18 protein-coding genes are annotated in these 15,825 nt (G+C 72.7%); 4 read left to right on the top strand and 14 right to left on the bottom strand.

The features are described from left to right. Positions 1-385: 385 nt before the first annotated feature. On the top strand, positions 386-1,384 hold the full coding sequence (locus tag MXD60_RS06695) for an NAD(P)/FAD-dependent oxidoreductase (protein WP_248818098.1): 999 nt from the start codon (positions 386-388) through the stop codon (positions 1,382-1,384). A gap of 68 nt (positions 1,385-1,452) precedes the next feature. After that, a complete protein-coding gene (locus MXD60_RS06690; protein ID WP_248818097.1) occupies positions 1,453-1,920 on the top strand; it encodes a sirohydrochlorin chelatase in 468 nt (155 codons plus the stop codon). A gap of 15 nt (positions 1,921-1,935) precedes the next feature. On the opposite strand, the gene cobA is transcribed toward MXD60_RS06690, so the two are convergent. The 6 genes from cobA to MXD60_RS06665 form a co-directional block, all read right to left on the bottom strand. Next, positions 1,936-3,417: a uroporphyrinogen-III C-methyltransferase gene (gene cobA / locus MXD60_RS06685; protein WP_248818096.1), complete on the bottom strand. Its 1,482-nt coding sequence runs from the start codon at positions 3,415-3,417 to the stop codon at positions 1,936-1,938. Between the two features lie 46 nt (positions 3,418-3,463). After that, the gene (locus tag MXD60_RS06680; protein ID WP_248818095.1) at positions 3,464-4,135 is read right to left on the bottom strand and encodes a phosphoadenylyl-sulfate reductase; all 672 of its coding nucleotides are present in this window, start codon (positions 4,133-4,135) and stop codon (positions 3,464-3,466) included. Continuing rightward, positions 4,135-4,332 (bottom strand): transposase, encoded by a 198-nt coding sequence (locus MXD60_RS06675; protein WP_248818094.1) that lies wholly within the window; start codon positions 4,330-4,332, stop codon positions 4,135-4,137. Before MXD60_RS06675 ends, MXD60_RS06680 begins: the two co-directional genes overlap by 1 nt. Then, positions 4,325-6,031 carry a nitrite/sulfite reductase gene (locus MXD60_RS06670; protein WP_248818093.1) on the bottom strand — a complete coding sequence of 569 codons (1,707 nt, stop codon included), beginning with the start codon at positions 6,029-6,031 and terminating at the stop codon, positions 4,325-4,327. Before MXD60_RS06670 ends, MXD60_RS06675 begins: the two co-directional genes overlap by 8 nt. Positions 6,032-6,099: 68 nt before the next feature. Beyond that, the gene (locus MXD60_RS29750) at positions 6,100-6,180 is read right to left on the bottom strand and encodes a putative leader peptide (protein WP_368861189.1); all 81 of its coding nucleotides are present in this window, start codon (positions 6,178-6,180) and stop codon (positions 6,100-6,102) included. A gap of 312 nt (positions 6,181-6,492) precedes the next feature. After that, on the bottom strand, positions 6,493-7,107 hold the full coding sequence (locus tag MXD60_RS06665; protein ID WP_248818092.1) for a response regulator transcription factor: 615 nt from the start codon (positions 7,105-7,107) through the stop codon (positions 6,493-6,495). Between the two features lie 563 nt (positions 7,108-7,670). Between MXD60_RS06665 and MXD60_RS06660 the strand changes: the two genes are divergently transcribed. Next, complete coding sequence (locus MXD60_RS06660; RefSeq protein ID WP_248818091.1) at positions 7,671-8,651, top strand: helix-turn-helix domain-containing protein; 981 nt, start codon at positions 7,671-7,673, stop codon at positions 8,649-8,651. A gap of 14 nt (positions 8,652-8,665) precedes the next feature. On the opposite strand, the gene MXD60_RS06655 is transcribed toward MXD60_RS06660, so the two are convergent. The 8 genes from MXD60_RS06655 to MXD60_RS06620 all read right to left on the bottom strand — a co-directional run bounded on the left by MXD60_RS06655 (position 8,666) and on the right by MXD60_RS06620 (position 15,017). Beyond that, entirely contained in the window at positions 8,666-9,547 is an 882-nt protein-coding gene (locus tag MXD60_RS06655; protein WP_248818090.1) for a menaquinone biosynthetic enzyme MqnA/MqnD family protein, read from the bottom strand. Next, positions 9,544-9,783, bottom strand: a complete 240-nt coding sequence (locus tag MXD60_RS06650; RefSeq protein ID WP_248818089.1) for a hypothetical protein — start codon at positions 9,781-9,783, stop codon at positions 9,544-9,546. The genes MXD60_RS06655 and MXD60_RS06650 overlap by 4 nt, the downstream gene beginning before the upstream one ends. Continuing rightward, complete coding sequence (locus tag MXD60_RS06645; RefSeq protein WP_248818088.1) at positions 9,783-10,073, bottom strand: hypothetical protein; 291 nt, start codon at positions 10,071-10,073, stop codon at positions 9,783-9,785. Before MXD60_RS06645 ends, MXD60_RS06650 begins: the two co-directional genes overlap by 1 nt. Before the next feature lie 16 nt (positions 10,074-10,089). Continuing rightward, positions 10,090-11,238, bottom strand: coding sequence for an aminofutalosine synthase MqnE (mqnE, locus tag MXD60_RS06640; RefSeq protein ID WP_248818087.1), 1,149 nt, complete (start codon positions 11,236-11,238; stop codon positions 10,090-10,092). 94 nt (positions 11,239-11,332) lie between these two features. Next, positions 11,333-11,737 (bottom strand): DUF4229 domain-containing protein, encoded by a 405-nt coding sequence (locus tag MXD60_RS06635; protein ID WP_248818086.1) that lies wholly within the window; start codon positions 11,735-11,737, stop codon positions 11,333-11,335. A gap of 148 nt (positions 11,738-11,885) precedes the next feature. Continuing rightward, a complete protein-coding gene (locus MXD60_RS06630) occupies positions 11,886-12,602 on the bottom strand; it encodes a UbiX family flavin prenyltransferase (RefSeq protein WP_248818085.1) in 717 nt (238 codons plus the stop codon). A gap of 13 nt (positions 12,603-12,615) precedes the next feature. Continuing rightward, positions 12,616-13,569 (bottom strand): menaquinone biosynthesis prenyltransferase MqnP, encoded by a 954-nt coding sequence (gene mqnP / locus MXD60_RS06625; RefSeq protein WP_248818084.1) that lies wholly within the window; start codon positions 13,567-13,569, stop codon positions 12,616-12,618. Then, positions 13,566-15,017, bottom strand: coding sequence for a menaquinone biosynthesis decarboxylase (locus MXD60_RS06620; RefSeq protein ID WP_248818083.1), 1,452 nt, complete (start codon positions 15,015-15,017; stop codon positions 13,566-13,568). Before MXD60_RS06620 ends, mqnP begins: the two co-directional genes overlap by 4 nt. Positions 15,018-15,330: 313 nt before the next feature. Between MXD60_RS06620 and MXD60_RS06615 the strand changes: the two genes are divergently transcribed. Then, a complete protein-coding gene (locus tag MXD60_RS06615; protein ID WP_248818082.1) occupies positions 15,331-15,753 on the top strand; it encodes a PLD nuclease N-terminal domain-containing protein in 423 nt (140 codons plus the stop codon). Positions 15,754-15,825 lie beyond the last annotated feature (72 nt).

The raw sequence follows: 15,825 nt of genomic DNA, 5'->3' as shown, positions 1-15,825 counted from the left end.
GTGTCCGGCGCGTCTGCGCGCGGCCGTTCGTCGACCCCGCCGATGCGCCGCGACCGCGCCACCGACGCCGAGCCCGTCACGGACACCGCGTGTCCCTCGCGCGAGGGAACGAACACATCATCACGCCGCGAGCCGCCGCATCCAAACCAACCTGGCAATCACGGCACTGAACACCACGCTAGACCTACCGCACGTGACCAACGGACACCTGTCCGCTATCCGACCGCATCGCCTCGGCGGCGCCGACCGGCTCGTCCCGACGCCCGGACAGCGGCGAGGGCGGCCACGCCGGACATCTCCGGCAGGCAGGATGGAGCACCGAACGCGCCGGGCGCGCCGAGCCAGCCCGGCGACGGCGCCGGTCCCGCCTGCGGAAGGAGCCGACATGGCCAGCGGAGCCGACACCAGCGTGGACATGCTGATCATCGGGGCGGGACCGGTGGGCCTGTTCGGGGCCTACTACGGCGGGTTCCGCGGGATGTCGGTCGCGCTGATGGACGCCCTACCCGAGGCCGGGGGGCAGATCACCGCGATGTATCCGGAAAAGGTGATCTACGACGTGGCCGGTTTCCCCGCGATCCGCGGCCGCGAGCTGGTGGCCGCGCTCGTCGCCCAGGCCGGCCGGTTCGACCCGGTGTACCTGCTCGACCGGCAGGCGACCGAGCTCACCCGCGAACCGGACGGGGTCGTGGTCACCAGCGCCGACGGCCATCGGGTCCGCGCCCGGGTCGTGGTGGTCACCGGCGGGCTCGGCTCGTTCGCCCCGAAACCGCTGCCGGCCGCCGTCGGCCATCTCGGCCGTGGCCTGGCCTACTTCGTGCCGCGGCCGCAGGACCACGCCGGCCGGGACGTCCTCGTGGCCGGCGGCGCGGACAGCGCCGTGGACTGGGCGCTGGCGCTGGCGCCGGTCGCCCGCTCGGTCACCCTGGTGCACCGCCGCGAGCGGCTGCGCGCGAGCCCGGCCGCACTGGCCCGGCTCGAGGCGTCCAACGTGGAGATCCGCACGCTGACCGACGTCGTCGCCGTGCGCGGCGAGGACTGGATCGACGAGGTCGAGCTCGAGGATGCCCGCGACGGCAGCCGACACGCACGCCCGGCGCAGGCGGTCGTCGCCGCGCTCGGTTTCGCCACCGATCTCGGGCCGTTGACCCGGTGGGGGCTGACCGTCGAACGGCGCCGGGTGGTCGTCGACTCGACGATGTTCACCGGCGTCGAGCGGATCTTCGCCGCGGGTGACCTCGTCGAGTACCCGGGCAAGGTCCGCCTGATCGCGACCGGTTTCGGCGAGGTCGCGACCGCGGTGAACAACGCGGCGCCGCTCCTCGACCCCGCCGCGAAGGTCTTCCCCGGCCACAGCTCCGACGACGGCCCCGCCGTAGGCTGACCGGCGGCCGGGACGGTCCGCCGGTCGGCTCGACGGGCACCCGGCGCCAATCGGCGCACACTGGTGTCATGCGCGGACTTCTGGTGATCGGGCACGGCTCCCGGCGGGGCGAGGCGAACGCCACCGTCCGCGAGCTGGCCCGCCGACTGGCCATCGACCCCGCGCCGAGCGCCGCGCCGTGCGCCGGGAGCACCCCGGACAAGTCCCGCGGCGGCCCGCACGCCCATCCCCGGCCGTGGGGCACCGTCGAGGCGGCCTTCCTGGAGGTCTCCCGACCGGACATCGCCGAGGGTTACGCGAACCTCGCCGACGCCGGCTGCACCGAGATCGTCGTCTACCCGTTCTTCCTGTTCGACGGCAACCACACCCACCGGGACATCCCGGCCGCGCTGGAGGAGGCCCGCCGGCGCCATCCCACCACCCGGTGGATCCTCTCCGAGCCACTCGGCCTGCACGCCTGCGTCATCGAGGCGGTCCGCGCCCGTCTCGACGACACCCTGCGCGGCCTCGTCCACGCGGCCGACGCGTCCGCCTAGCGAGAACGTCGGCGCCTACTCCGAACCGCGGGCGACCCGGTTGGCGGTGACGAAGTCGGCGACGGCGGCGGCCAGCGGGCGCACCCCGGGCTCGGCGGGGACGATGTCCACCCGCAGGCCGGCGGCCTCGCACGCCTCGGCGCTGCGCCGGCCCATCGCGGCGACGAGCAGGTCGGGGGGCAGCGGGCCGTAGAGTTCGGCGGTGCCGCGCGCCGCGGTGCTCGACGCGAGGGCGGCGACGTCGAAGTCACCGTGGCGCAGTTCCTCGACGATCCGCGGGTCGGGTTCGGCGATCACGTCGGTCAGCAGCGGCACGCGCCGCACCGACCATTCTCCGCTCGCCGGCGGCTCGGCCGCGCCCACGACGAGCACCCGGCCCTGCCCCGGCGGGCTCCCGGCGGCCAGCCCGTCGCGGGTGACGCAGGACAGGCCGAGCGCGTCCAACGCCGCGGTCACCCGCGGGTCGGCTGCGGCCAGGGTCAGCCCGGCCAGCGCCCGCACGTCCCGTCCGGCGCGGCGCAGCAGGGCGACCACCGCGGCCACCTCGTCGGGGTCGGCGAACAGCAGACCATCGGCACCCGCCAGCGCGGCCGTGAGCCCCGCCACCGCGTCGACGGCCGGGGCGGGACGGGCGACGACCGTCTCGACCGCGTCCGCGCCGAGGGCTCGCAGCTCGCGCGCCAGCCGACCCGGCCGCGGTCGGGTCCGGGCGACGAGGACGCGCACGCCGGCCAGGGGGCGGGTCCGGTCGGCTGCGGCGTCGTCGCGGGCCGCGACCTCACCCACCACGATCACGGCCGGGGAACGCACCCCGGCGGCGATCGCGTCGACGGCCAGGGCATCCAGGGTGGTGCGCAGGACCCGCTGGGCGGGTGTCGCGCCCCGTTCGATCACCGCCACGGGCGTCGCCGCGGCGCGGCCGCCGGCGAGCAGGGCGTCGGCGATGTCCATGAGCCGCGCCACCCCCATCAGGACGACGATCGTCGCCCGGGACGCGGCGAGACCGGCCCAGTCCACGGTCGACCGGGGATGGCCGGGCGGCAGATGCCCGGACACGATCACGATTTCCTGCGCCGCGTCGCGATGGGTGACGGGGACGCCGGCCAGCGCCGGCACCGCCAGCGCGGAGGTGACGCCGGGCACGACCCCGCAGGGCACGCCGGCCGCGGCGCAGGCCTCGGCCTCCTCGCCGCCGCGGCCGAACACGTACGGGTCGCCGCCCTTGAGCCGCACCACCCGGGAGCCGGCGCAGGCGCGGTCGACCAGCACCGCGTTGATCTCCTCCTGGGACCAGGAGCGAGCGACGGGGCTCTTGCCGACGTGGATGATCTCGGCCCACGGCGGCGCGAGGTCGAGCAGCATGGCGCCGGCCAGCCGATCGACCACGACGACGTCGGCGGCGGCGAGCAGCTCCCGGCCCCGCACCGTCAGCAGACCCGGATCTCCCGGGCCCGCACCGACCAGCCAGACCTCTCCCGTGCTTTGCTCGTCTGCCACGGCGTGCAACCTATCTGTTCGCCGCGGGCAGATCAGCGGCGACGGATCAGTGGATGCCGCACTCTGTCTTGGTGGTACCCGCCCAGCGCCCGCCGCGGCCGGAACCGCGCAGGGTGCACGGCCGGCAGCCGACGGAGTCGTAGCCGTCGGAAAGCAGCGGATTGACGATGACGTTGTGCTCGGCGACGTAGCGGTCGACGTCCTCGTCGGTCCAGGCAGCCAGCGGATGGATCTTCACCTTGCCGCGGCGGGCGTCCCAGTCCACGACCTTCAGGCCCGCCCGCTGGGCGGACTCGGCGCGCCGGGAGCCGGCGGCCCAGGCGCGGTAGGGCGCCAGCGCCCGGTCCAGTGGCACGATCTTGCGCATCCGGCAGCACAGGTCGGGGTCGGTGCGGAACAGGTCGGCGCCGTGCACGGCGTCCTGGCCGGCGACGGTGAGCTGCGGGCGGGCGCTGATGATCGGCAGGTCGTAGGTGGCGGCGACCGCGTCGCGGGTGCCGATCGTCTCGGGGAAGTGGTAGCCGGTGTCGATGAAGACCACCGGGATGTCGGAGCGGATCCGGGCGAGCATGTCGACGAGGACCGCCTCGGCCATGGACGCGGCGACCACCAGCTTCGTGCCGAACTCCTCGGCCGCCCAGCCCAGGATCTCCTCGGCGGGCGCGCCTTCCAGCTCGTCCGCGGCCCGCAGCGCCCGGGTCTTCAACGCGACATCCATCAGGTCGTCTCCTCGTCGTCACGTACCCGGGGCCCGACCGCGAGGGCCGTCAGGCTCAACCGAAAGCCGCGCCGGCAGGACCGGCACGACCAGTGCCCGTGCCCGGAGCCGGTGCCGTCGGGCGCCAGTTCCGGAACGATGTCCTCCTCGCCGCAGTACGGGCAGTAGAAGGGCACCGCGCGATCGGCGCTAGCCACCGGAGCCCGCCGCCGTCAGTGACGACTCCTCGGCGCGCTGCGCCCAGTCGGCGAAGCTCTCTCCGCTGTCCCGCTCGGCCTGATAGGTCGTCAGCAGGCCGACGACGTACTCGACGAGCCCGTCCGCGGTGACCTTCAGGCCGCGGGACTTGCGGCCCAGCCGCGAATGCGTCCCCAGGTGGCCGCCGAGGTGTACCTGGAAGCCCTCGACCATCTCGCCGGCGTCGTTCGGGACGAGCGAGCCCTTGAGGCCGATGTCGGCGACCTGGAAGCGGGCGCAGGCGTTCGGGCAGCCGTTGATGTTGATGCCGATCGGCTCGTCGAAGTCGGGCAGTCGGCGCTCCAGCTCGGTGATCAGGTCGCGCGCGTTGCCCTTGGTCTCGACGATCGCCAGCTTGCAGAACTCGATGCCGGTGCAGGCCATCGTGCCGCGCCGGAACACGCTGGGCCGGACCACCAGGTCGAGGGCGGCCAGCTCGGTCTCCAGCGCCTCGACCGCGTCGTCGGCGACGTCGAGGATGACGAGCTTCTGAGTCGTCGTCGCGCGGATGCGGCCCTGGCCGTACCGGTCGGCGAGGTTCGCCACGGCCGTCAGCGTCGTTCCGCTGAGCCGACCGGCCCGGGGCGCGAATCCCACGGCGTTGCGGCCGTCGCGCTGGCGGTGCACACCGACGTGGTCACGGCCCTCGTTGCGCGGCGGTGCCGGCGGCGGGCCGTCGGGCAGGGCGCCGGTCAGGTATTCCTTTTCCAGGGTGGTCCGGACCCATTCGGGCCCCATGTCCGCCACGAGGAACTTCAGCCGGGCGCGGGTGCGCAGCCGGCGGTAGCCGTAGTCCCTGAACAGCGACGCGACGCCGTGCCAGACCTCGGCGACCCGATCCGGCGGCACGAACGCCCCGAGTCGCACGCCCAGGCGCGGGTTCGTCGACAGCCCGCCGCCGACCCACAGGTCGTAACCCGCGCCGAGGTCGGGGTGGACGACGCCGACGAACGCGATGTCGTTGATCTCGTGCAGGGTGCAGTGGTCGACGCAGCCGGAGATCGCGCTCTTGAACTTGCGGGGCAGGTTCGCGAGCGTCGGGTCGCCGACGAAGCGGCGCACCACCTCGTCGATGACGTCGCTGCCGTCGATGACCTCGTCTCCGTCGACGCCGGCGAGCGGGCAGCCGAGGATCACCCGCGGGGTGTCTCCGCAGGCCTCCGCGGTGGTCATCCCGGCGCCTTCGAGCGCCCCCCAGATCTCCGGTACGTCCTCGATCCGGATCCAGTGGAGCTGGATGTTCTGCCGGTCGGTGACGTCGGCGACGTCCCGGCCGTACCGGGTCGAGATGTCGGCGATGACCCGGAGCTGGTCGGCGGTCATCCGACCACCGTCGAGGCGCACCCGCTGCATGAAGTAGGAGTCGTCGAGCTCCTCGGGTTCCAGCACTGCCGTCCGGCCGCCCTCGATGCCCGGCCGGCGCTGCGTGTACAGGCCCCACCAGCGGAACCGACCGCGCAGGTCCTGCGGGTCGATGCTGTCGAAGCCGGTGCGCGGATAGACGTTGAGGATGCGGTCGCGCACCTCCAGACCGCCTTGGTCCTTCTTCATCCGCTCGTTGGCGTTAAGTGGCTCGGAGTAGCCGAGCGCCCACTGACCCGCCCCCTTGGGACGGGACGGGCTCGCGGCGGATCGGACCGGACGGGCAGGAGAAGACATGGAAGATCTCTCGACGCGCGGGGAGGCGCGACACCGAGGACACGGCGCCGCGCAGGGACGTCAGGACGTCAGCGGAAGCGGCGACAGCTCGCGCTGGAGACCCGCAGCAGGTCGACGTGCAGACGGGCGACGAGCATCGGCTCGATCACCAGGCACGAAGCCGCAGGGGACGGCGCTGCCCCACGCCGGGACGCGACGCCGACCGGACGGTCGGACTTTCGCGAGACCGGCGCCCGAGGGGTGAGGGCGCGCAAGACCACGGATCCATGTTTCCACAGATGGGGCGCCGATGGGCAGGTTGTGAGAACGGAGACCCGTCACGCCGCCCTCAATCCGTGACAAATCGCCGCAACCTGGGCGAACGCGCTGCCTTCACGCCATCTGGACGCCATCTGGACGCCACCTTCGGACACCGCCACCACAACTCTATCGCACCGGTGGGGAAGATGAACAAATCTCGGTCAGGCCAGCCGGGGGGAGGCACACAGCTTGCGAAGCTGATCCACCAGGGGCCCCGTGGCCAGGCCCTTCTCCAGCAGCGCGTCCGCCCCGAGGGAGAGCACCCGGTCGAGCAGCACCTCCTCGGAGAAGCCCGTGAAGATCACCACCACCGCCTGCGGAACCGCCCGCCGGATGCGGGGCAACGCGCCGATACCGTCCAGCACCGGCATGGCGAGATCGAGCAGGACGAGGTCCGGCGCGGTGCGGACAACCTCCTCGATCGCCTCCACCCCGTTCGACGCGGCGCCCACGATCACGAAGTCCGGCTCGGCGCCCAGCAGCAGACACAGGAGATCACGCACGCCGTCGGCGTCGTCGACGACGACGACCCGGCGGGGCGGCGGAGCGGACCGCGAGCCCGCCACGCCGACACCGTCGCGGGTGTTCGCGACATCGACCGGGCGCCCGCCAGACAGCTCCGGCCCGGACGCCGGGCCGGCGAGCGGCGCCACCGCGGCGAGCCCGATCTCCGCGGCCCCGCGCCAGCCCGGCCCCGCATCGGGCTCGGGCAGCGGGGCGCCGCCAGCCGAGCCGACGGCCTCGCCGCGGCCGGGCCTGATGGTGTGGGCATCCACCGAACGGCCGGTATCCACCATTCTTTTGTACGCGCCCCGCCTGGGCACGCACATCGTCATTCAGGATGGTTTCCCGCCAGCCCCGAACCGGGCCCGCCATGGCGATACCCACAGATCGTGGCGAAGTGCCGCAGGCCTGGCCGCACAGAGATAGTCCGGCTTACGGGAATTGGTGCCACGACGATCCCGTGACGATTACCGGAGTTTCCGGCAACCGTTCAGCCACATCACTCACGTTTCCCAACAAGTACCCAAGAAGGGCGGCATAATGGCTCGACGGCAGCCGGCACGGCGATCATGTCACGGTGTCATCGGGGCGCTACACAGCCACTGCGAGCGGCGATGGCCATCGCCGCAACTTCATTAGTTGATTACAGAGAGCAACTAATATGACCACTCGCGTATGGGACTTTAGACCCCTAGCCTATAAGGGTGCGCCATGGAGTAATGTGATCACTACCAGTGAATCCCGGCCGGCCCGCCAGCCGACGCGCGCGGCGGCGCACAACCACTGAGCCTCCCCTCGCGGGAGGCGCCCTCTGCCAGGCGGAAGGACGTCACAGATGCGGCAACGGGGCCGAGGCCAGCATGATGCGGCCACCGCCGAGGATCTGCTTCCGACGGAGATCCGTCGGCGTCGCTGTGAACGCGCCCTCGGCCGTCCGGAGCTCGCCGGGCGGACCGGGTACAGCCGCCAGTACATCGCGCAGCTCGAACAGCCCAGCCGTGGCATTCCGTCGCGTCCGGTCATCGCGGCCGTCGACGCGGCGCTGGAGGCCGGCGGCGCCCTCATCGACCTGCGCGAGGCCGCGGTGGCGGCCCGGGCGGAGCGCCTGCGCCGCCAGCCCGACCCGGAGCTGGAATCCCGTCGGCGGGTCTCGAACCTGCTCGACCACCGCCGTTCCGACAGCGAGCTGGACTACCTCGACCGGCTGGTCGCCGACCTCATCGAGAAGGCCGAGCGGCTCGACCCGGCGGACGTCACCGCCCGCGTACTCGATCACCAGAGCGTGGTCGACAATCTGCTGCGCACTCCGTTGCTGCCGCATCAGCAGTTCCGGCTGTTCATGCTCGCCGGCCACCTCGCCGGCCTGCTCGCCATCTCCCTGCTCGATGTCGACGAGCTGGCCGGTGCCAGCACCTGCTGCCTGGAGGCGGCGGTGTTCACCGAACTCACCGGGCACGAGGGGCTGCGCGCCTGGACGCTCGCGGTCAACGCGCTCATCGACGCGGCCGCCCGGCGGGCCTGCACGACCGCCGGCCTGGACGCCGCCGCGCCGCCGGCCCGGCCTCGCCCCGCGGCGACCGGCCCCGCCCTGCCCGCCGGGCCGGACGGCGAGCCGCCGTACGAGTCCGTGGCCGCCGGGCTCGACAGCATCGACCCACTCACCGAGATGCTGACCGCCCCCGGCGGGCGGGCGACGCCGCCGCTGTTGATCGCCCTGGTGAAGGGGCGCATCGCCCGGTTCGCCGACACGGACTCGCACCGGCACGTGCCGCAGTCCCCAAGCGGCCTCACCCACGCGTTCCAGCCGCCGGTCTGAGCAGCCGGCGCGGCTCAGACGGCGGCGAAGACCATGTCGTGCAGCCGGGACACGTCGCCGCGGCGCACCGCCTTCTCCGCGAAGGCGCGGATGCCGGCCTGCTGGCGGGCCCCGAGCCGGAAGTCCAGGGTGGTGAAATACCGGGCCAGCGTCGCCGGATCGAACACCTCGAAGCGGGCAGCCCGGGCCGCGACCTCCTGCACGTCACCCAACGCGAGATCCAGACCCGCGCGGAAGGCGTCGTGAACCTCCTTGACCACCCCCGGGTGGCTCTCGGCGAATGATCGTCGAGCGGCCCAGACCGCGAAGACCATCGGCAGGCCGCTCCACTCCCGCCACGCCGCGCCCAGGTCGATCAGGCCGAGCGGATCCGCGGAACCGCCGCGCTCGGCCTCGTAGGTGGCCCGCAGCGCCACGTCGCCGATGACGACCGCCGCATCCGCCTCTCGCAGCATCAGCGGCAGGTCCGGCGGCATGGTCACATAGGCCGGTCGCCGGCCGTAGCGCTCCTCCAGCAGCATCCGGGCGAGCAGGACGCTGGTCCGCGACGTCGAGCCGAGCGCGACCGTGCGCACCTGCTCCAGCGGGACCGCGGTCGCCAGCACCACGGACAGCACCGGCCCGTCGGACCCGACGGCGAGATCGGGCAGGACCACGAGTTCGTCGGCGTGGCGCAGGTACTCCACCAGGCTGATCGGGCCGATGTCGAGATCACCGGCCACGAGCGCCTCGTTGAGCCGGTCGGGGGTGTCCTTGGTCAGCTCGATGTCGAGCAACGCGCCCGAGTGGACCAGCCCCCAGTACAGCGGCAGGCAGTTCAGGAACTGAATGTGCCCGACCCGGGGCCGTACCTCGGCACCCGGCTGCGGCCCGGCTCCCGCAGGACCGCCGGTCAACGCTGGCCGCCGTGCCGGTTCTCCATCACCTCGAGCACGGCACGGCGTTGCCGCAGCGCCAGCGGATAGCTGAGCAGGCCGCTGACGGCCAGCGCCAGCACGAACGCGAGCAGACCGCCCATACCCAGCAGCAGAACGGCGGCGAGCACCACCCCGAAGAGCACCGCGCGGATGGCGAAGTAGCGGACGTTGATGCCCAGCAGTCCCCGTTCCGAACGGCGCTTGCGCGGCTCCATCAGGACCTCCGCTTCCTGGTCGACTTCCGGCTCGGCACCCAGCCGAGCCGGCGCAGCACGGTCGGGAAGAACCCCAGGCCGAGGAACACGACGAGCAGCCCCAGCAGGCCGGCGGGCCCGATCGCCAGACCGGCCCAGTTCAGCACCACGTACACGGCGATACCGGGGACCAGGATGACCAGAAAGGCGAGCACGAAGATGGAGCCGATGCCAGGCGCCCCGGGCGGGCGGGCCGGGCGGGGCGGCTGCGCGGGACCGGCGCTCGGGGCCGGCTCGTCGGTTGTGGCCATCAGGATCGTCCCCGGCTCAGGCGTCGATGGAGGACGCGACCTCACGGCGGGCCGGGTCGGGCCCGTCGAACTGGCGGATCTCCTGATAGCGGGTGTCCCGTTCGACCGGCCGGAAGCCGGCGTCGCGAATGATGGTCAGCAGGTCGTCCCGCGTCATCGTGGTGGGCGTGCCGAACCGGTCCGCATCATGGGTGATCTTGTATTCGACGACCGAGCCGTCCAGGTCGTCGGCGCCGAAGTTCAGCGCGAGCTGCGCCGTGGTCAGCCCGTGCATGACCCAGAAGCACTTCACGTGGTCGACGTTGTCGAACAGCAGGCGGGACACCGCGAACGTCTTCAGCGCCTCCGCGCCGGTCGCCATCGGCTGGTTCATCAGCCGGTTGCGCGGGTCACCGGCCGCGTCGTGCTGGAAGCGCAGCGGGATGAACACCGCGAAGCCGCCGGTCTCGTCCTGCAGCTCCCGCAGTCGGAGAATGTGGTCGACCCGGTGCCGCGGCTGCTCGACATGGCCATAGAGCATCGTGCACGGGGTGCGCAGGCCCTTTGCGTGCGCCAGCCGGTGGATGCGCGACCAGTCCTCCCAGTGGGTGTCGTGGCCGACGATCTGCTGGCGGATCTCCCAGTCAAAGATCTCCGCGCCGCCGCCGGTCAGCGAGTCCAGTCCGGCGTCGATCAGCTCGTCGAGGATCTCGTCCGCGGACAGTCCGCTGATCTTCTCGAACCAGTGGATCTCGGTCGCGGTGAACGCCTTGAGCGCCACGCCCGGCAGCGCCGCCCGCAGCTCCCGCAGCGACCGCGGGTAGTAGCGCCACGGCAGGGTGGGATGCAGACCGTTGACGATGTGCAGCTCGGTGATACCGGCCGGCTCCATCTCCCGCGCCAGCCGGACGGCCTCCTCGATCCGCATCGTGTACGCGTCGGCCTCGCCCGGCTTGCGCTGGAACGAGCAGTACGCACAGGACGCCGAGCACACGTTCGTGAGGTTGAGGTGCCGGTTCACGTTGAAGAACGTCCGGTCGCCGTTCTTCCTGGTCCGGACCTCGTGGGCCAGTCCGCCGAGCCACACCAGATCGTCGCTGGCGAACAGCGCCTCACCGTCCGCGCGACTCAGCCGCTCACCCGCCGCGACCTTGGCCTCGATCTCCCGCCTGAGCCCAGCATCCATGAACCAAGGTTAGCCCGTTGCGCCGCCTGGACTCCCCCGCCCGGACGGGCTGACCCGTCACAGCCTTCCCGCGGCCAGCGCGTCGCCCGTCCGCTCACGCGCCCGGGCCGGGCTGGTCCCGACTCGCCGCCCGCTGCGCGGCCCGGCGCTGCATCCGCCCGAGCGGCCAGGTCAGCAGGCCGGCGACGACGAAGCCGATGAGCACCGCCAGGAGCAGGTTCACCCCGACGAGGGCGAGCACAACCGTGATCACCACGAGGGCCGCCAGCCGCGCCAGGAAGTACGGCAGCTGCACCCGCAGATCGACGTCCGCCTGCGCCGGGCGGGCCGGGCGGGCGGGACGGCGCGACGCCGCGTTCTTCGTCGGCCGCCCGGCTCCCCCGGACCGCCCAGGCCCGCGTCCTTGGTCCTTCGCCCCCCGGTCCTTCGCCCCCCGGTCCTTCGGCGCTCGGTCCTTCGGCGCTCGGTCCTTCGGCGCTCCGCGCCCCCCACCCGCCATCTCAGTCCTCTATCCGCCCAGCTCCTCGCCCCGCCGTCGCACCGACCCGGGGCCGACCGCCCCGAGGCGGGGCCGACACCGACCACTCTGCCCGTCCCCAGGCCACCGCGACCAGAGGGTTGCCGGCCGGCGTCTCAGCAGGACCGTCTCAGCAGGACTGGCGGGCGCCGCCCAGCTCACCGGCCCATCGCCGGTACAGCGTGTGCTCGACCCCGGCCGCGTCGAGGACCCGACCGGCGACGAAGTCCACGAGGTCGGCGGCGCGGCGAGCGCCCGCGTAGAAGCCGGGACTCGCTGCGGCGACGACCGCGCCCGCGTCGTGCAGGGCAAGCATGTGGCGCAGCGTCGCCCCGGTGTACGGCATCTCCCGGGGGACGACGACCAGCCGGCGCCCCTCCTTGAGGGTCACGTCCGCCGCACGCTGGAGAAGGTCCTTGGACAGCCCGAGCGCGATCCCGGCGAGGGACGCGGTGCTCGCCGGGACGACGATCATCCCGCGGGTCGGATGGGAACCACTGCTCGGCGCCGCCGCGAGGTTGCCCGCCGCGTGCACCTCGACCAGCGCGCGCACCGCGGCGGCGAGCGCGGTCGCCGCCCCGGCGCGCGCCGCGTCGCCCCCGTTGCCCCCGGTGCCCGCGTCGAGCGGCTGGGTCAGCCAGGCGGTCAGCGACGTCGCCCAGTCGCCGTCGTGCCAGGCGATGCCGGTCTCGTCGAGCAGGGTGAGCCGGGCGGCGCGGGAGATCACCAGGTCGACCGGAAGCCCGGCGGCGAGCAGGCCGCGCAGCACTGCGGCGGCGTACGGCGTTCCGCTCGCGCCGCTGACCCCGACGACCCATGGCACCCGCGAGGGCGATGCGGAGCTCACGCGACGCGTCGACTCAGCCGGACAGGCCGCGGCTGAGCAGGTCGGCGACAGCGAAGGCGAACAGGGCGATGCCGACGAAACCGTTCGCGGTGAGGAACGCCCGGTTCACCCGGGACAGGTCGGTCGGCGAGACGATCGCATGCTCGTAGCAGAAGATCGCCGCGGTGATCGCCAGGCCCGCCCACCACCAGGCGCCGGCGCTCGCCATCAGGCCGTACCCGACGAACAGGCCGAACGTCACGACATGCGTGACGCTCGAGCCGATCAGCGCCCCGCGGACGCCGAAGCGGGCCGGCACCGACCGCACCCCGATCCGCCGGTCGATCTCGGCGTCCTGGCAGGCGTAGATCAGGTCGAACCCGCCGATCCAGCTGCCGACGGCGAGACCGAGCACGAACGCCGCCCACGACCAGTGGCCGGTGACCGCGATCCAGGCACCGATCGGGGCGACGGCCTGCGCGATGCCGAGCACCGCGTGCGGGAAGTCGGTGAACCGCTTGGCGTACGGATAGATCACCAACGGGGCGACCGCGATCGGCGCCAGCGCGAGGCACAGCCAGGACAACGCGGCCGCGGCGGCGAGGAACACGCCGAGCGCCGCCACGGAGCCGACCACGGCGGTACGCAGCGACACGGCACCCGTGACGAGCTCCCGGTTGGCCGTGCGCGGGTTGCGCGCGTCGATCGCCCGATCGATGATCCGGTTCGCGGCCATCGCGAAGGTCCGCGCCGCGACCATGGCGACGGTGACGAGCGCCAGGTCGGCCCAGTGCACCGACCCGGACGCGGCGAACGACGCCGCCAGCGCCGCGATGTAGGCGAACGGCAGGGCGAACACCGAGTGCTCGATGACGACGAGGCGCAGGAACGCCCGAACGTGGCCGAGCTCGTGGTCCGGGCCGCCGCCGGCGCCCCGTCCGGGTGCTGCCGCGCCGCCCGGGCCCGGCAGGAAGGTCGCGTCACTCAAAGGCCGTACTCCTTCCAACGGCGGGTGACCTGGGCGCGGACCGCCTCGTCCATGACGATCTCGGTCGGCCAGCCACCCTCCCGACGGTAACCCTCGGTCGGCAGTTTGCGGGTCGCGTCGACGCCGGCCTTGCCGCCCCAGAACTGCTCGTAGGAGGCATGGTCGAGGTGGTCCACCGGGCCGACCATGGTGATCAGATCGTGCGCGTAGTCAACGTTGCCGAACGCCCGCCAGGCAACCTCGGCGTAGTCGTGGACGTCACAGTCGGCGTCGACGACGACGATCAGTTTGGACAGGGACAGCAGCCCCGCACCCCAGATGGCGTTCATCACCTTCTGCGCGTGCTTCGGGAATCGCTTGTCGATCGAGACGATGCAGCAGTTGTGGAAGACCCCGGCCTCGGGCAGGTCGTAGTCGACGATCTCGGGGATCATCATCTTGATCAGCGGCCGGAAGATGCGTTCGGTCGCCTTGCCCATCGGCCCGTCCTCCTGCGGCGGCCGACCGACGATGATCGTCTGGAAGATCGGGTCCCGGCGCATCGTCATGACGTCGACGTGCAGCGCGGGGAACGGCTCGACCGGGGTGTAGAAGCCGGTGTGGTCGCCGAACGGGCCCTCCGGCAGCCGCTCCCCCGGCTCCAGCCACCCCTCCAGCACGATCTGGGAGTTCGCCGGCACCCGCAGCGGAACCGACAGGCAGTCGACCATCTCGACCCGCTCGCCGCGCAGGTACCCGGCGAACAGGTACTCGTCGATGTCGGCGGGCAGCGGCGCGGAGGCCGCGTAGGTGACCGCCGGGTCGCAGCCGAACGCGATCGCCACCGGCAGGCGCTCCCCGCGCCGCTCGGCGACCGCGTGATGGGCGTTGGAGTCCTTGTGGATCTGCCAGTGCATGCCGACGGTCCGCGCGTCGTGGCGCTGCAGCCGGTACATCCCCAGGTTGCGGGCGCCGGTCTCCGGGTGGCGGGTGTGGGTGAGACCCAGGTTGAGGAACGCGCCGCCATCCTCCGGCCAGGCATGCAGGCCGGGCAGCCGGAACAGGTCGACCTCCGACCCCTTGTGCACGATCTCCTGGCAGGGCGCGGTGCGCACGCGGCGCGGCGGCAGCGAGGTCAGCGACGCGGCCTTGCCCAGCGCGTCGCGCAGCCCGGACAGTCCGGTCGGCAGCTCCGGGCGCAGCAGCGCCGCGAGCCGGTCACCGATGTCGTCCAGGCGCTCCACGCCGAGCGCCGCAGCCATCCGCACCTCGGTTCCGAACACGTTGATCGCCACCGGCATGTCCGCGCCGAGCGGCGACTCGAACAGCAGCGCCGGTCCCCGCTCGCGCACCACCCGGGTCACGATCTCGGTGATCTCCAGCCGGGGATCGACGGTCGCCGACACCCGCCGCAGGTCCCCACGCCGTTCGAGATGTGCGAGAAACGCACGCAGATCCGCCCAGGCCATTGCTCCATCCTGGCAGCCACTGCCCCCCGCCGTCCGGGTACCCACCGTCCGTCACCGCACCCGGCCGCTCGGCCATCCCGGCGCGTACCGACGGACCGGCCGGACGCGGGCTCCGGCCGGAGGGCACACTAGGCATACACGGGCCGGCCATCTTCGCGACACGCGCGCCCTTCCGGGAGGGCGCCGCACGCTCGTCTGACCCGCCGGCGATGCCGCGGGGTGGCTGGGAGTACATACCCGCGGGCCGATGTTCATACCCAGTACGTCGAGTTCGATTTAATCGATCAAGGGAGCGGGAAGGAGCGACCGGCCGGTGCTGAGCCTCGCGCTTTTGTTTGTGATCATTGGTGTTTCGGTGTACGCGATCATCGACGTCGTCGGGACACCGCCTGACGAGGTACGGGCCGTGCCCAAGCCGATCTGGATCGTCGTGGTGATCCTCTTCGGCCTCCTCGGCGCGGCTGCCTGGTTCCTCTTCGGGCGCCCCAGCCTGAACGGGCTTGGAGCACCCCGACCGCCGCGGCGGGCGATCTCGGATCACCCCGCCTTCGGCCAGCGATCCACCTGGGAGATCGACCGTCGCGAGGCAGGCCTGGGACGGCCCGGCTCGCGGATGGGAACCCGCCGGTCGGTCGCCCGACCCAAGGGCCCGGACGACGACCCGGAGTTCATCCAGAAGCTCGCCGACAGCATCCGTGGCGGCGAGGCGGAACCCCCGTCGCCCTCACTCGGCTGATTCACCCCTACGGATGGCCCCCGACCGACCGGCCGCAGCGGGCCCCGCCGCGCCGCGCCGGCGGGCAGCGAC

It is taken from the genome of Frankia sp. AgB32, from assembly GCF_023243045.1.
Taxonomy (GTDB): Bacteria; Actinomycetota; Actinomycetes; order Frankiales; family Frankiaceae; genus Frankia.
This window is presented reverse-complemented; position numbering and strand designations above follow the sequence as displayed.

Bases quoted from the DNA above. Each gene is read 5' to 3' on its own strand.
- MXD60_RS06695 (WP_248818098.1), top strand. From the start codon at position 386: ATGGCCAGCGGAGCCGACACCAGCGTGGACATGCTGATCATCGGGGCG.
- MXD60_RS06690 (WP_248818097.1), top strand. From the start codon at position 1,453: ATGCGCGGACTTCTGGTGATCGGGCACGGCTCCCGGCGGGGCGAGGCG.
- MXD60_RS06620 (WP_248818083.1), bottom strand. From the start codon at position 15,017: ATGGCCTGGGCGGATCTGCGTGCGTTTCTCGCACATCTCGAACGGCGT.
- MXD60_RS06635 (WP_248818086.1), bottom strand. From the start codon at position 11,737: ATGGCGGGTGGGGGGCGCGGAGCGCCGAAGGACCGAGCGCCGAAGGAC.
- MXD60_RS06680 (WP_248818095.1), bottom strand. From the start codon at position 4,135: ATGGATGTCGCGTTGAAGACCCGGGCGCTGCGGGCCGCGGACGAGCTG.
- MXD60_RS06670 (WP_248818093.1), bottom strand. From the start codon at position 6,031: ATGTCTTCTCCTGCCCGTCCGGTCCGATCCGCCGCGAGCCCGTCCCGT.
- MXD60_RS06660 (WP_248818091.1), top strand. From the start codon at position 7,671: ATGCGGCAACGGGGCCGAGGCCAGCATGATGCGGCCACCGCCGAGGAT.
- MXD60_RS06645 (WP_248818088.1), bottom strand. From the start codon at position 10,073: ATGGCCACAACCGACGAGCCGGCCCCGAGCGCCGGTCCCGCGCAGCCG.
- MXD60_RS06650 (WP_248818089.1), bottom strand. From the start codon at position 9,783: ATGGAGCCGCGCAAGCGCCGTTCGGAACGGGGACTGCTGGGCATCAAC.
- mqnE (WP_248818087.1), bottom strand. From the start codon at position 11,238: ATGGATGCTGGGCTCAGGCGGGAGATCGAGGCCAAGGTCGCGGCGGGT.